The 15,534-nt window shown below is 45.6% G+C and carries 12 protein-coding genes; 11 read left to right on the top strand and 1 reads right to left on the bottom strand.

From position 1 onward, the window contains the following. Positions 1–81: 81 nt before the first annotated feature. From ACTQ3V_RS03500 to ACTQ3V_RS03515, 4 genes are all read left to right on the top strand, one after another. Positions 82–1,233, top strand: coding sequence for a radical SAM protein (locus tag ACTQ3V_RS03500; RefSeq protein ID WP_441466281.1), 1,152 nt, complete (start codon positions 82–84; stop codon positions 1,231–1,233). An 8-nt stretch (positions 1,234–1,241) separates the two neighbouring features. Further along, entirely contained in the window at positions 1,242–3,407 is a 2,166-nt protein-coding gene (locus ACTQ3V_RS03505; RefSeq protein WP_441466282.1) for a hypothetical protein, read from the top strand. Between the two features lie 812 nt (positions 3,408–4,219). Continuing rightward, positions 4,220–5,347, top strand: coding sequence for a 3D domain-containing protein (locus tag ACTQ3V_RS03510; protein ID WP_441466283.1), 1,128 nt, complete (start codon positions 4,220–4,222; stop codon positions 5,345–5,347). Positions 5,348–5,436: 89 nt separating this feature from the next. Continuing rightward, positions 5,437–5,613: a YjfB family protein gene (locus ACTQ3V_RS03515; protein ID WP_441466284.1), complete on the top strand. Its 177-nt coding sequence runs from the start codon at positions 5,437–5,439 to the stop codon at positions 5,611–5,613. Between the two features lie 45 nt (positions 5,614–5,658). On the opposite strand, the gene ACTQ3V_RS03520 is transcribed toward ACTQ3V_RS03515, so the two are convergent. Continuing rightward, positions 5,659–6,717 carry a hypothetical protein gene (locus ACTQ3V_RS03520; RefSeq protein ID WP_441466285.1) on the bottom strand — a complete coding sequence of 353 codons (1,059 nt, stop codon included), beginning with the start codon at positions 6,715–6,717 and terminating at the stop codon, positions 5,659–5,661. A gap of 244 nt (positions 6,718–6,961) precedes the next feature. Between ACTQ3V_RS03520 and ACTQ3V_RS03525 the strand changes: the two genes are divergently transcribed. From ACTQ3V_RS03525 to fliG, 7 genes are all read left to right on the top strand, one after another. Continuing rightward, complete coding sequence (locus ACTQ3V_RS03525) at positions 6,962–8,902, top strand: methyl-accepting chemotaxis protein (protein WP_441466286.1); 1,941 nt, start codon at positions 6,962–6,964, stop codon at positions 8,900–8,902. A gap of 129 nt (positions 8,903–9,031) precedes the next feature. Next, entirely contained in the window at positions 9,032–11,269 is a 2,238-nt protein-coding gene (locus ACTQ3V_RS03530) for an S-layer homology domain-containing protein (protein WP_441466287.1), read from the top strand. 354 nt (positions 11,270–11,623) lie between these two features. Beyond that, a complete protein-coding gene (gene flgB / locus ACTQ3V_RS03535; RefSeq protein ID WP_441466288.1) occupies positions 11,624–12,007 on the top strand; it encodes a flagellar basal body rod protein FlgB in 384 nt (127 codons plus the stop codon). 18 nt (positions 12,008–12,025) lie between these two features. Further along, positions 12,026–12,493, top strand: coding sequence for a flagellar basal body rod protein FlgC (gene flgC, locus ACTQ3V_RS03540; protein ID WP_441466289.1), 468 nt, complete (start codon positions 12,026–12,028; stop codon positions 12,491–12,493). A gap of 17 nt (positions 12,494–12,510) precedes the next feature. Continuing rightward, positions 12,511–12,825, top strand: coding sequence for a flagellar hook-basal body complex protein FliE (gene fliE, locus ACTQ3V_RS03545; RefSeq protein ID WP_441466290.1), 315 nt, complete (start codon positions 12,511–12,513; stop codon positions 12,823–12,825). A 56-nt stretch (positions 12,826–12,881) separates the two neighbouring features. Further along, positions 12,882–14,498, top strand: coding sequence for a flagellar basal-body MS-ring/collar protein FliF (gene fliF / locus ACTQ3V_RS03550; RefSeq protein WP_441466291.1), 1,617 nt, complete (start codon positions 12,882–12,884; stop codon positions 14,496–14,498). Further along, a complete protein-coding gene (fliG, locus tag ACTQ3V_RS03555) occupies positions 14,491–15,498 on the top strand; it encodes a flagellar motor switch protein FliG (RefSeq protein ID WP_441466292.1) in 1,008 nt (335 codons plus the stop codon). Before fliF ends, fliG begins: the two co-directional genes overlap by 8 nt. Positions 15,499–15,534: the final 36 nt, after the last annotated feature.

Consider the following 15,534-nt stretch of genomic DNA (forward strand, 5'->3'; position numbering starts at 1 on the left):
AGAATTTTTTGTAATAAATTTGTGTATGGGGCAATCAATTGTGTTTTGCGGCAATGCGCAAAAATAGTAGAGGTATGTGATATGAAGTCTGATAATAAAAACCATTTGTTAGATCAATTTGTAGTGAAATGGAATAAAAGCATACCGTATTTGATTTGGGGAACATCGAATACTGCAGATTATTTACTCAACATGAGCGGAGCAAGTATTATTTGTGATGCTTTCATAGATAATGATCCACAAAAATGGGAAACGGAGTTCCATGGAAAACCTGTGTTTTCATGGGAGCAATGCAAAAGAACTTTTCCGAATCACAAGATTATTGTGGCCTCGTTGGCTTATCCAGAGATTCGGGCTGCATTACGTGAGCAAGGTCTCAAAGAACTAGAAGATTTTTGCGATAGTAGGTATTTCCTCTCTGCACATGCTGTCATTTCGGAAAATAAATTGTACTTGGCTAGAACGGATCTTTCAGTGACAGAGTATTGCAATTTGCGCTGCAAAAACTGCAATATGCTCATGCCTTATTTTGAGCATCCGAAGCACCGAAATTTGTCCTTGCTGAAAGAAGATATTGATGCGTATTTCAGCTGGGTGGACCAAGTGCAGGTATTTACTCTTTTAGGTGGAGAGCCGTTTCTCTATCCCAATATTTTGGAATTGACACAATATCTGTGTGAGAATTATGGTAGTCGTGTTCATCAGGTTGTTTTTTTCTCGAATGGCACATTAATTCCTTCGGATGAACTGTTGGAGTTAATGCGTGAATATGATATCGAGGTACAAGTGAGCGATTACAGAAAGGGATTGCCTTATTTAGCCGAAAAAGTTGATCGCTTTCAAGATACGCTGCGTGCACATGGTATTCGGTTTCGGCATGGTGTGGACGAGCAATGGATCAGCTTTGGCTTCCCGGATTATCAACGACCTTCCAACTGGAAGGGTGATCCTATTGCATTTTTTGACGAATGCTATGCACCATTCCGCGGTTTATATCAAAAGAAATTTTACTATTGTCACTTGGAGGCCAGCGCAGAGGCCGCTGGATTGTTTACACCCAGTGCCAACGATTATTTTGATCTATCTCACTTCGATGCGAAACGCAAGGTGGAATTGGCAGAATTTGATTTGGGCTATACAAAAACAGGGGACATCTCCTATTGTACGCGCTGTAAAGGATGTTTTTCGGTGAATCAGGATTATGTTCCTGTTGCAGAGCAGCAGGGGAGATGAGGGATAGCATGGGACTGTCTCAGGACACTTTGTATGTGATTGAATCGTATAAAACGCATTTTCTGGGTAAAAAGAATATTGTGCTCTATGGGGTTGGAATCAATACAAAAGCTATTTTGACGGAGATTCAGGATCCCAATATTATTGGGTTAATGGATCCGCTGAGCGAGGGAAGTGTTGTTATGGGAAAGCCGGTGCTTTCTGTTGAGGATGCTTCCCGGCAAGCGGGATTGATCATAATTATTGCGAGACCGACGGTTGTTCCCATTATCTTCGACCGAATTCGGGGGTTGGAATCTACTCATCATATTCCGATTTATAATATTGACGGAAAGCGTTTGATAGAGGAAAAGCAGGAATCTTTTTCCAGTGATCTTCCGTATTGGAATAGCAGCAGCGATGCTTTAAAACAGAAGATTGCGATGGCTGATGTGGTATCATTTGATGTTTTTGATACTTTGATAGTCAGAGATGTTCTCAGGCCTGTGGATTTGTTTTTCTTTCTGGAGCGCAAGATGCAGAAGGAGGGAATTTCCTGCAAAGAGTTTGCCGTCCAAAGACAGGCTGCTGAGGCACAGCTGAATCAAGTCTGTGTTCCAAATCTTAATCAGGTATATGCGCAGTTGGGTGTGTATTATGCATGGTCAAAGGAAATCGTTGATAAGGCAAGCGCTTTGGAATTTGCATTGGAGCAGAAAGCGTGTCATGCGCGAAAATATATGCAAGATATTTATAACTACGCATTGCGGCTAAAAAAAACAGTCATTTTAGTAAGTGACATGTATCTAAACATGGAAAAGATGCAGATTCTGCTTAAAATGACCGGATATACAGGCTATCATCAATTATATGTTTCTTGTGAGCATCAGGCAACCAAAGCGTCTGGGGCGCTTTTTGATACAGTGCGCAAGGACTATTCTGGCACAATATTGCATATTGGCGATAATGCCGCAGTGGACGATGTCATGGCCCGTATGCACGGCTTTGTTACCTATCCTATTTTCAGTGCATATGATATGCTTCTTCACTCTTCTATGGGAAAACTGGTAGCAAAAGCCAAGACGCCCGATAGCATGCTTACACTGGGGATTGCCGCAAGAAAATTGTTTGATGATCCGTTTGTGCTTGGTTCCACTAAGGGCATGGCATGTATAGACGATCTATTTCAATTTGGTTTTGTCTTTATCGGTCCGGTTATTTCCTGCTTTGTTCGGTGGATGTGTGATAAAGTTTGGGATAAAAACTATGATATGATTCTCTTTTCGGCTAGAGACGGCTATTTGATAGAAAAGCTATATCGTAAGCGATGGATACAAAATAAGGAGCATCTGCCAAAAGGTTTGTATTTCAAGACATCTCGCAGAGCGGTAACAGTGGCGGCGTTGACAAGTGAGGCTGATATTTTGGCAATGTTGTCAGACTCCTTTGATGCAACAAAAGGAGAACTGCTGTTGGTGAGATTTGGTATTTCTCCCGATAAAACCGATGGTGAGGCTTTAGAGGAGGTATCTTCTACATATAATCCCGATGACGCAGTACGGTTTGTTTTGCGATATCAAGATAGAATACTGGAAAACGCCAAGCGAGAGCGGAGTAATTATATCGGGTATTTGAAAAAAATCGGTTTACTGCATGCTAAAAAAGTTGTTTTATACGATTTTTGCTCGAAGGGCACTGTTCAGTTTGGACTATCAAAATTGTTAGGATCAGATGTGGATATTTTGGGAATGTACTTTGCCACTTTGGATCTAAAAAACGATGTAGATCATGGGCATAATTGTATTATTTCATTATTTGGAGATTGTACACGATATCATCCACGATTTAGTACAGTCAAAGAATTTATGTTCATGGAGGCAATTCTATCTGATCGTTATGAAACTCTGCTCTGCTGTGACGCTAATGGAGAGTTTATATATCAGGATGAAGTGAATGGCTATAGAGATTGTAATGCACTGGCTCAGATTCAACAGGGCATTTTATGTTTTGATCGATCTTTTCAAGCTTGGTCTGAGCTCATTGATACAGAGGAAGATGGAACATATCGTCATTTTTGTGATGATATTTTTGGTGTATTGTTTAACGGAAGCTGTGTAATTGGATCCCAAATAAAAAAAGCTGTGGTGATTGATGGAAGAAATGATTTTAAACCACCATACCAATTGCTCATGTAATAATTATTCAGACTAGGGAGGTACGGACAAAAGTTGGAATAAATACCTTCAGAAAGGATATTGCTTGCGATAGGTTTTAGAAAACTGGCACAGATTCTGTTCTGTTTCTTCCACGGTTACAGCGGTACAGCTCTTTTCCAGGTCAGGGATTACGTTTCGATGTCCCACCAGTTGACGTATCGAGTGAAAATGCAAACCTGATGGACGATCCACCGTTGCGACGGCTCTTGCGATACGCTTCTTTGATCGCCTGTAGCATACCGAATAGATCATCAATATTGCATAGATATATATTTTGGCTGCATTCACCAATAGTTCGTATGGATAGATGGAATGCACAAGAAAGATTAGTCACACTAATATTGTCAAAGGTGGGCTGTGGATGATGCAGACTATGAGTCAATGCTCACAAGAGTAAAGTATAAGATATTGAATGCTTGTTTTTGAGAAGGCATAAAATTTGGTTTTAATATTCCAACAAGTGAAGCAGCATGAGGTATCGGGATACACAGATTAAGGCTTTACTTGGTGGAATAACGCTGCGGAAAATGGAAGAAAAATATGGCGCTAATCCATTTATCCAATGAAGCCCCCGGGTATTTATCCATTGCAATTATCTGGATTAACATATATAATATTATTAAATTTACAAAACTGTATTTGTGTTTGTAAAATCCAGAAGAGAGCAGTATATTAATAAATTGGAATATTGATTGACTGGGGGCGGTGTTGGCAGATTGGAAGGATTGCGCAATAAGAAAGAGTCCAAAAAGTGTAAAATAGATCTCAAGCTGTTTGCTATAGCAGCTGTTATGACTTGTTTGCTGCTTTTTGGATTATTCCGGATCATCATTATCCGTAGTGCAGCCTGCACATATGTGATGACAGACGGTGAGCGGCATGAAACTGTGCGTCTCTATCCCGGAACGGTGGAGGAGGCATGCAGTAAAGCCGGGTTCCGCAATGTTGAGGTTGTCAATCGGAAAGATGATGACGGTATTATTTATTTGACACTCAAAGAAACCTTTGATGTGTCAATCGAGACCAGTGACGAGACATTAACCGTACGCACGGCTCCTTGTACAGTAGGGGAGCTTCTGGAGGCAAACGGTATCAGTGTTGGCAGCGATGATATTGTAACACCGGATATGGACGATTGGCTGTCGAAAAGCACCCATATCACAGTCACGCGTGTCACTTTTACAACAGCAACAGAAACAGAAGACATCCCATTCTCCGTAGAGATACAGTACGATGACCAACTGCTTAAGGGAAAGCAGGAAATTGCCAGATATGGTGAAAATGGAGAAAAAAGTATTGAATACTGGGTTGAGGAACATGATGGAGAAGAGGTTTCTCGCGAGGTTATCAAGGAGGAAGAAGTAAAGTCCCCCATCAATTGCATTGTTAAGCAGGGAATCCGGATTGTCCAGAGCAATCAGGAGGAGCTGGCCGTTTCTGAGGAGCCACAGGCAACAGCAAACAATCAAACTTTGCCTGCAATTCAGCCGGAAACGGAGAGCACCGGTGAACTGTCGACGGCGGGGCGCTCACAGGTTTGGTCTGTTCCCGCAGGAATCCAAGACGATACAGAGAAGAAAATTATTACAGCGGGCGACGGTTCGAGTTATGAATATACGGCTGTGATTGATGTAACCGCAACCGCCTATCATCGAATAGAAGATGGCGGTGAAATCACCGCATCCGGTACGGTGACGCAATACGGAACCATTGCGGTTGATCCGCGTGTGATTCCGCTTGGCAGTAGGCTGTATGTGGTATCGGATGGCGGGGATAAATCTTGGTCCTATGGACCGGGTCTGGCAGAGGATACCGGTGGATTGATTAAGGGAGCCAAGATTGACCTGTTTTTTATGACAGGTGAAGAGGCAACTGATTTTGGCATCCGTCCGGCCAAAGTGTACATCTTAAAAGATTAATGTATGGTATTAACTGCGCTGCTGCGTGGTCGATACAAATAATAGCGATTCTCAAAAAGGGTCGCAAATGCAAAGGGAGGTGGCTTGAAATGATGGACAGCATTGCCGCAATGTCTGTGAACACGTATGCGGCACAGTTTCAGCAGAGCGTTTCTATCTCGGTAGCGAAGAAAGCAATGGACTCCACAGAGTTGGCAGCGCAGGAATTATTGAGGATGCTTCCGGATACTTCCGGCATGGGACAGGTCATTGACACATACGCATAAAAAAGAACGGCACCGAAAGTGCCGTTCTTTTTTATGCGTTTTCCATTAGGAAGTTGGCGTGGTTTTAACCGCAGTCTCACCTTGGGTCAGCAGATCATCAGGGATATCGGTTGGGAATTCGATTTGCTCCACTTCGTCAGAGGTTTCCCCGACTTGACGATACAGGGAGGCGTAGTCAGAGGATATAAAATAAGTACCCATTAGAGAGTTGGTTCCCACAGAATTCTTTCCGTATACATACACCGTCAAGCATGCTTGCCCGTCCACCATAACGAAGCCGGGACCGGGCTTGAGACTGTATTCCGACATAGATTGGCCGGGAAGTCCGATTTCAGCCGGCGTGACCGTACTCATCATCGCTTTTGCGCCGGAGAAAGAAAGGAATGTACCGGCTTCCTCCAAGGAAGTGACGAAATCCTGTCCATCGGTTTTATCCAATGTAATGAGGAAACTGGTAGGAGTCCAGTCGATGCGCACCCGAAAACGCATCTGAGTATCATATTCATAGGAAGAGTAGGGAAGCGGTGCGGAATCTTCAGATGCTTCGGTATTTTCTGAGGAATCTGCCTCCATATCCATTGAAGCAGACGGCGATTGCTTTTTCTGCGGTGCACCGCTGCTGTCGGTTGCTACCGCTTGACGTATGAGGATAACAGAACCGGCATCACTATTAAAGGACGGTTCATTCTTGCCTTCGGTGTGCAGTGCAATATCATCACTCTCTAAAAGAGAGACATACGATTTGGCAATAGAAGCCGGTTGGCCTTCTACAAACTGCTGATAGTCGTAGGAAAGATAGTTGTGCGCTTCCGTTGCGGCAACAGCATTTCCGGCGTTCCCGGTTTCCCCATTGCTGGTGCCATCCGAGGTATCCTGTGCATCGGTTCCTGCAGTAGCGTTTTGATCGCTGGCTGCTGTATCCGGGCTGAGCGTTGCAACCAAACGCCCGCCGGTCTCACCGGTTATGAACTGCTCGATAGAGGGGATGGTATCGCCTTCAAACGTATAGTAAGCGAGAAGATCCTCGGCCGACTCCCCCTTGCCGCCACAGGCAGAAAGCAGCGCACACAGGATTAGGGAAAACAATAATCCTTGTTTTTTCATTCGCTCTCTTTGATTCTCCTTTTAAAAAGTTTACAATATAATAGTACATGTTTTTGCAAGGAAACGCAAGGGAAAACCTGCAAAAAAAATTCATATTAAGAAAAAGCTGGCGATAAATAAAAAATAATAAATAATCGAAATCTGTCGTTATTTAAAAGCAAATTCTGACGATATAGGATATATCCTATGACGGTAAAAGGGTGGTTATGAAATGAAGAGTGTGAAAGGAAAAATATTGCTAGGCATGAGTGCCACAATAGTAATAGGTATGCTAGTAATCGGCATTGTGAGCATTGTAACGAGCCTGCAAAGCTCTAATGCCATGCTCAAAACGGCGATGGCAGGTACGGCCGAAATTGCTGCGGGCCGCGTGGAGTATGAACTGCTTTCCTATTCTGAGATTGCTACTGCGGCGGGACAAAGCCAAGTGTTGGGAAGCGAAGATGTTCCGCTGGAAGAAAAGCAGGAGTACATCAAGCAGCTGGCAATCAATAATAATATGACGCGTGGAAATCTGCTTGATTTACAGGGCAACAGCTATTTTGATGGTAACAACTATTCAGATAGAGAGTATTTCCAGCGTGCAAAAAATGGCGATAGCTTTGTCTCCACGCCGATGATAAGTAAGGTGACTGGTAAACTTTCTGTTCTGGTTGCGGCTCCGGTTTATCGGGATGGCGATGGCAGGAATGAAATTGTAGGCGTCGTGTATTTTGTTCCGGAAGAAACTTTTTTGAATAATATCATGTCAACTATCAATGTCAGCGACAATAGTTCGGCCCTTATGATGGATAAGACGGGTACTATAATTGCGGATGTTACGATGGACACGGTTACTACTCAAAATATCGAGGAAGAAGCGAAATCAAATTCTTCGTTGGAGCAGTTGGCTGCTTACTCGGTGGATATGCGAGCAGGAAACAGCGGTGTCGGTGAGTATAGCCTCGATGGGGTGACCAAATTATTCGCTTATGCACCAGTCAATAATACGGATGGCTGGAGTTTGGGCATTTCTGTTCCCAAGTCGGATTTCATGGGTGAGGTTTACACCTCAGCAATCATTATGGGCATTCTGATTGTTGTGATTCTTCTGATTGGTACGATCATTGCAATTCGTCTGGCACAGTCGATTAGTAAGCCGATTCAACTTTGCGCTGAGCGCATTCGCAAGCTGAGTGAGGGTGACCTTTCTTCTCCGGTTCCTGAAATCCATACCAAGGATGAAACTGGCAGACTGGCGAAACAGATGGCAAGCATTGTAAAGAACCTACAGGATCTGATTGGTGACGTTGGTTATCTACTTGGCGAGATGGCGAATGGCAACTTCAATGTTCGTTCCCGTGATTGCAATTATTACATTGGTGATTACGAGCAGCTTCTCCAGCATGTTCGTGGTATCAATATTGGGTTGAGCAATACATTGGCGCAAATCAATACAGCATCCGCTCAGGTATCTGCGGGCGCAGAACAGGTTTCTTCCGGTGCACAGTCGCTGGCACAGGGTGCAACGGAGCAGGCAAGTGCGGTTGAGGAACTTTCTGCCACCATTAATGATATTTCGGCTGATAGTCAGCGCACATTGCAATTGTCAATGCAGGCGAAAGAAGCTGCGGATAGAGCAGGTGGAGAAGTACAAGCGAGCGGAGAATACATTGCAACACTGGGTAATGCTATGAGCAATATTTCTGAGTCTTCTCAGGAAATCAGCAAGATCATTTCGACCATTGAGAATATTGCATTCCAGACTAACATTTTGGCGCTCAATGCAGCGGTTGAAGCTGCACGCGCGGGTGCTGCTGGTAAGGGATTTGCGGTTGTTGCGGATGAGGTTCGTAATCTGGCTCACAAGTCGGATCAGGCGGCCAAGGCAACAAAGGATCTGATTGAAAAGTCGATTGGCGCGGTTAATGAAGGCGTTACCATGATGCAGAAGGTAAGCGAGGCAATTGGTAGTGTGATGGAATCGGCAGGCATCGCGGTATCCGGTATGGATGAGGTTGCCGAGGCGGTTCAGCGTGAGACGGATTCGATTGTCCAGATTACGCAGGGCATTGACCAAATCTCCAGCGTTGTGCAAACAAACTCTGCAACTGCGGAAGAGTCTGCGGCAGCGAGTGAGGAGCTGTCCGGACAGTCTGAGATGCTCAAAAGTCTGATTGGCGGTTTCCAGCTGCGGCAGGAATAATTTTATAAGTGCAGTGCAACCCCCGCCAATTGTAGGTGGGGGTTGTCGTTTTTATTCTTATTTTTGCTATGGTTTTGACGATATACTATCATATATCTTTTAGGGATAGGAAGGAGATGGTGTTCTGAGATGAAACGGAGCTGTAAAAGGTTGTTGGCGCTGGTTTTGTCGGCGCTTGTCATGCTCCCGTCCGCAGCATTTGCGGCTGATTCGGAAGTGGAGCAGGAACAAAAAGATGGTGTAACGGTGAAATTCACACAGACATCTTCGTTTACTGTGGATCCAGAAGAAGCGTCGGCATTCATTCAGCCAAACGAGAAACAAGACTTCAAAATTACGCTGGACGAGGGGCGGAGACTGGATAAAATTACTTTTACTGTAAAGGGTTCTTTGCCGGAACAGCAGGAAGAAGTTACGCTTGACAGTACGCATCTAGAGGCTACGGCTAAGGACGTTACTATCCAGATGAATGCTTGGCCGGAGCGGTCGCGCAGCTTTGTGCTGACGGTTTCTGCCGGAGCCATATCGGGCTTGATGGATGCTGGGATCAGTTGCCAAAGCACATTTGAGGATTATAATATGCGCATTCATGAGGAAACCGGGAATGCGAGGGTGAACGGCAATGAGGGCAGCAAGGTTGCGCGCGGGAAAAAGATTTCGCTTAGTGCTGTGCCGGAGGATGGATATCGACTAAATAGCCTGATTATCCAATACGGCACAATTAAGGAAACACTGACAGCGGGCAACGCAAATTGGAACGGCTTGAATGTGACGTGGAATGCAGAAGGGGAGAGTACGGTTTCGGGAGAACTGTATGCAGATCTGGATGTACAAGTCGTTGTAGAAGAGATCCCGATTGTGTATAAGCTGACAGTAAATGTGAGCGATGGACTGGTGCTGGAGCGGCCAAGCAGCAGTGTGACCAGTGTAGGGCAAGGCTATACGAGCGAGGTGCGTGTGAGCACGCGCCCTGGCTATATCATCAGTGATTTTACTGTGGCTTACGGAAAAAGTTATGCAAGCTGGGCAACCGGACAAACTTTTCTGACGATGGGCAATGATCGTGTGCAGGTACATGAGAACGCAGACGAGGTCTGGTTTTTCCTGCCGGAAATGTATGTCGACACTGCGGTGACTTTTGCGTCGACGTATGATCAAAATAATATTCCGATTGAAACCGAGGAAGGCTCGCGCATCAATATAGATACCAATTGCGGAGATACCGTGGCGCGTGGAGATGATGTTGAGTTTTATGTCAGCACAACATCAGATCGTTATTCAGTGGAGAAAATTACGCTTACTATTGGCAACAGTTCAAGCTCTGTGAAGCCATCGGCTGGCGAAATCCGTGTGAATAACAAGAATTATGAGATTGAGGATTTGGGCGGCGGAGAATATGTGGTGTACGTCGGTAATGTGACGGAACCGGTAAAGCTATACGCTACCTCGTCCTCCTCTGGTTCCGTTTCCAGACCGACATTGACTATATCTTCCTCCAGTCGCATGACAATTACAAAGAGCGTGTCCTCAAGCAGAATTGATGCAGGGGACGATGTTATCTTTTACTTCACACCGGACAGGAATTATCAAATTGACGAGATTACTGTCAAAATAGGCGACAACAGCCGCACTGTGGGCGCGGAAAAAACATCAATACGAGTCGGCAGCACTACCTATCAGATGAGCCGTAATTCTAACGGTGTCGTATCGCTCTATTTGACAAATATCAACGAAAATGTGACGGTTTCTGGGCGGGCATATTACTCCACAGATTCTGTGGCACCAACAAATACGATACGCTTGAATACCTCCACTCGCAGTGCGTTTATGAACGGCTATTCTGACGGCACCTTCCGGCCGGAAAATTACATGACACGTGCGGAAGCAGTAGTGATGCTTTACCGGATGTGTACGGTCAATATTGAAAATGACTACACAACAAGTGTCTATCGTGATGTGCCGCTGGGGATGTGGTGTACGCAGGAAGTGAACGCTTTCGCGCGAGCAGGTATTATTGATCAAACAACATATTTTTATCCGGATCAATATATTACACGCGGAGAATTGACAGAGATGCTCTATCGCTTATCTGGCTCACCGAGTGTGAGCAGCAGCGCGACGCGATTTAGTGATGTCAGCGGGACATCAAACAGCAATGCGATTCGCTATGCTACTTCGGCTGGATGGATCAATGGCTATCCGGACGGCACCTTCCGGCCCTATGCCTATATTGCACGCAGCGAGGTTGCGACAATGATGACCCGAGTATTGAATCGCTCATCGGGCGGTGGCGGCATATCTTATAAGGATGTTCCGTATACATATTGGGCATATCGCTATATTCAGCTTGCATCTTCCTATATATAATACAGTAACGGATCCGGCAATAAAGCCGGATCCGTTAATTATTTGAAAGGTGAACAGAAATGTAATGATATTATACAAGTATAAATACATTACAGTGCATATATCCAACAAAATTACCAAATCGTTTCATAGTCTGATGCTTTCAAAATGAAAAAATTTTGCAAATCGCATGCGATGCGCTGCGTTAAATTCCTAAAAGCATGTAAAAAATGAAAAATGGACTATGATTGTGCAATTTGCCCAGCAATGTTATAAATTGGTGTCGAAAGTAGTTGAAAAAGTCAACAATCTATAGTACAATATAAATAAATCTTTAGGTTGATTTAATTACGCTGGTATTGGAGGTCCGGTAAAATGAATTCGATAACCAACAATACGCTTTTGATGATGGAGCGTTCCATGGACTTCTTGTGGACAAAGCAGACGGCGATTTTGGATAATCTCGCCAATGTGGAGACACCAAATTACAAAACCAAATATGTTACTTTTGAGGAAGCATTCCGGTCGCGTTTACAGGCTGCAGCGAATGGCAGTGCATTAGATATGCGAGATGCGTTGGAAGGTGCACAGGCTACAATTCACGTTGCCGACAACGAAACCGCCCGTATGGACGGTAATGGTGTGGATGCTACGGAGCAAAGTATTGAGTTAGCCAGAAACGCTTTGCAGCAGCAGCATGTGATGAATGCGATTTCTACGGATTTGGCGCTGATTCGGACCGCGATTCGCGGACAATAAGGGAAAGGAGAATAAGTCATGGCATTTCTAAGCTCGATGAACATTACCGGCTCTGCGCTGACAGCGCAACAGCTCCGGTTGGATGTTATTTCGGAAAATGTTTCCAATATCAATACCACACGTGTAGAAGGGGGAGAAGGCCCTTATCAGCGCAAGATGGTGGTGATGGAAGCGGATGGAGGAAGAAATACATTTCGTCAGGTGCTCGCGCAAGCTGCGGGTAGTGTTCCCGCGCAAACATATAATTTGTCACAAACGGGCGGTGTCCGTGTCACGCAAATCGTGGAGGATACCAGCCCTTTTAAGTTGCAGTACGATCCTAACCATCCGGATGCAAATGCGGACGGGTATGTGGAAATGCCGAATGTGGATTTAGTCAAGGAGATTACGGATGCTATGGCGGCAACGCAAGCGTATTCTGCCAATGTCACAGCATTTAATACCTTAAAAACGGTTGCCACGCGGGCACTTGATATTGGTAGATAAATAAGGAGGAAAATACAATGGCGACGATTGGTTCGATACAGCCCTTGTGGGATTCGATTTCTCTGAATAGAATGACTTCACAGGAGAATACAGCTTCTTCGCAAAACGGTCTTCCGGTCTTTGCGGATGTATTTCAGAATGCAATTAATAATGTGAAGCAAACCGATGCAGAGTATAGTCAGGCACAGTATTTGTTGGCGACAGGCCAGTTGGACAATCCAGCTGTTGCAACCATTGCCGGCACGAAAGCACAGCTTTCTGTTCAGCTGCTTGCGGAATTGAGAAATAAAGCACTGGATGCCTATAGTGAGATTTCGCGCATGAGCATATAATGTAACTGCTAACCCTCCAGTATGAGGGAAACTCTGGGATGAGGCGGAGAAGTATAGTGAAAGAGAAATTTCAGAGCGGTCTAAACAAGGTAAAAGACTTATATGTAGGGGAACACAAGTCCAAGTATATTAAGATCACCGCGGTCGCATTGGTCGTGGTTATTGCTGTTTCCGTAATTCTCGCACTGGTCTTGAACAATCGTCCATATGAAACGCTGGTCACCGGACTGACGACGGACGAGGCTTCGGCGATTGTTGGTAAACTGGATGAATATGGTGCGACAAATTACAAAATAGAGGGTGACACGATTAAGGTGCCCAAGGATGAGGTTACCAATTTGCAGGCAAAGCTACTGGTGGACGGATATCCTAAGAGTGGCTTCCTGTACGGTACTTATCTGGATAACGTCGGTATGATGTCGAGCGAATCCGATCGGGAAACCCTGAGAAATTATGAGTTGCAGGATCGCATGGCTGCGGTCATCCGCAACTTCTCGGGTGTTAAGAATGCAGTCGTGGATATTACGCCTGGCTCCGATCAGCGCTATGTGCTGGACAGTGATAACGCGACACCTGCGACCGCTGCTGTTTTTGTTGAGATGCAGGATGGCGGTGCGTTGCCGGAAAATTATGTGGATGCAATCGGTAACTTTGTTGCGCATAGTGTAAAGGGTCTGGATTTTGAAAGCGTAACGATTACGGACTCCATTGGCAATAGCTATACACCGGGCAATACGGATACTTCGACGGCATCCGCATCGGATCTTAAGATGCGCTTGGAGAATCAGGTAAATAATCGTGTTCGCAATGAAGTTTTGCAGGCGCTCAGTCCAATTTACGGTTCGGATAACGTACGCGTTAGCGTAACCAGTACAGTGGATGTCAGCCATCGTGTGCAGGAGACCACTGAGTACACTACACCTGAGGGTGCGCCGGACGGCGAGGGCATCATCGGCCGTCGGGAGTACGATCAGGAACTGATACGCGGCGAGGATGTGGCAAACGGCGGTGTCGTTGGTACAGCGACCAATGCTGATATTCCGACTTATATGGAGTCGCAGAATGTCATAAATGGCAATGAGCAGTATATTAAAAATAGCGGTACCGAGGACATGAATGTCAACACCTCTACCGAGCAGAGTGAGCAAAACTTTGGTGTCGTGACCGATGTAATGATTGCGGTTACCATCAATCAGGATACTGCCGGTAATGTGGGTACGGCGCAGCTTATCAGCCATATTGCACGTGCGGCCGGTATTTCTACAGACCAGCAGGCGGATAAGATCAATGTGCTGGTCGCACCTTTCTATAATCCGGATGCAGGGAATGTAACTGCGCCGCTCCTTTCGGGCCTACAGATTCCGAAGTGGGCACTGTATGCTGGTGCAGGCGTAATTGGTCTGCTGTTGCTGTTGATTGTCTTGCTGGTGATCCGTTCCAAACGCCGCAGAAAGGCGCAGGAATTGCTGTTGGCGCAGCAGGCTGAGGAGCTTGCGGCACAAGAGGCTGCAGCTGCCGAGCAGGCTCAGGAGCAGATTGATAATGTTCTGGAAATCAAGAACGAGAAGAGTATGGAACTGAAACAGGAGATTCGCAAGTTTACGGAGGAGAATCCGGAAATTGCGGCACAGATGATCCGCACATGGCTTAGAGGGGAGGGTGCAAATGGCTGAGCAAGAGTTGACGCCTGCACAAAAAGCGGCAACCGTGATCGTTGCCATTGGCACGGAAAAGGCATCTCGAATTTATCAGTACATGAATTCGGACGAGTTGGAGCAGCTGACCATTGAGGTAGCGAAGCTTGGCTATGTCGATCCCGAAACAACACAGCAGGTGCTGGAAGACTTTTATCAGATGTGCCTAACCAACAAGGCTATTACCGAGGGTGGTATGGAATATGCCCGTTCGGTATTGCAAAAGGCATTTGGTGAACAGGCGGCAGAGCAGCTGCTCAGTAAGGTTACCAAGGCGCTCAGCAACCGCTCGTTTTCGTTCCTCAACAAGACAGATGCGAAAACGTTGCTTTCTACGCTGCAGCATGAACGTGCGCAAACTATTGCTCTGGTTTTGTCCTATATCGAACCGGAGAAGGCGGCCTCGGTACTGGAAGAATTACCGCCTAAGAAGAAACTGCGTGTGGTAAAGAATATTGCGCGCATGGAGAGTGCTTCACCGACGGCAGTAAAGATGATAGAGGACGAGCTGCAGAAGAAGTTCTCCAGCCTGATTGTTACGGAGAATGTGCAGATTGGTGGTCTGGATCATATTGCTGCGATTATGAACAATTTGGAGCGTTCGAGCGAGAAGTCGATTTTCGACGGTCTGGAGAAAAGCGATGGTACGCTGGCCGAAGAAATCCGCAAGCGTATGTTTGTATTCGAGGATATCGTACATATGGACGACCGTTCTGTACAGCGTTTTGTTCGCGATTGCGATATGCGCGATCTTGTCCTGGCACTCAAGGGGGCCAACAAGGATGTTACAAACAAGCTGTTTTCCAACATGTCTACGCGTATGCGTCAGAATATCGAAGAAGACCTCGAAATTACTACAAATGTGCGTATTCGTGATGTGGAAGAGGCACAGCAGCGTATTGTCGGTATCATTCGTGATCTGGAAGAGCGCAATGAGATCATTATTCTGAAGGGCGGAAAGGATGAGATCATTGCCTAGTATTCTGAAGTATTTCATGAAACCGAAGGCTGAAGA

This window comes from Candidatus Agathobaculum pullicola (assembly GCF_052117205.1).
Classification (GTDB): Bacteria; Bacillota; Clostridia; order Oscillospirales; family Butyricicoccaceae; genus Agathobaculum; species Agathobaculum pullicola.

Bases quoted from the DNA above. Each gene is read 5' to 3' on its own strand.
- ACTQ3V_RS03500 (WP_441466281.1), top strand. From the start codon at position 82: ATGAAGTCTGATAATAAAAACCATTTGTTAGATCAATTTGTAGTGAAA.
- ACTQ3V_RS03505 (WP_441466282.1), top strand. From the start codon at position 1,242: ATGGGACTGTCTCAGGACACTTTGTATGTGATTGAATCGTATAAAACG.
- ACTQ3V_RS03510 (WP_441466283.1), top strand. From the start codon at position 4,220: ATGACTTGTTTGCTGCTTTTTGGATTATTCCGGATCATCATTATCCGT.
- ACTQ3V_RS03515 (WP_441466284.1), top strand. From the start codon at position 5,437: ATGATGGACAGCATTGCCGCAATGTCTGTGAACACGTATGCGGCACAG.
- ACTQ3V_RS03520 (WP_441466285.1), bottom strand. From the start codon at position 6,717: ATGAAAAAACAAGGATTATTGTTTTCCCTAATCCTGTGTGCGCTGCTT.
- ACTQ3V_RS03525 (WP_441466286.1), top strand. From the start codon at position 6,962: ATGAGTGCCACAATAGTAATAGGTATGCTAGTAATCGGCATTGTGAGC.
- ACTQ3V_RS03530 (WP_441466287.1), top strand. From the start codon at position 9,032: ATGAAACGGAGCTGTAAAAGGTTGTTGGCGCTGGTTTTGTCGGCGCTT.
- flgB (WP_441466288.1), top strand. From the start codon at position 11,624: ATGAATTCGATAACCAACAATACGCTTTTGATGATGGAGCGTTCCATG.
- flgC (WP_441466289.1), top strand. From the start codon at position 12,026: ATGGCATTTCTAAGCTCGATGAACATTACCGGCTCTGCGCTGACAGCG.
- fliE (WP_441466290.1), top strand. From the start codon at position 12,511: ATGGCGACGATTGGTTCGATACAGCCCTTGTGGGATTCGATTTCTCTG.
- fliG (WP_441466292.1), top strand. From the start codon at position 14,491: ATGGCTGAGCAAGAGTTGACGCCTGCACAAAAAGCGGCAACCGTGATC.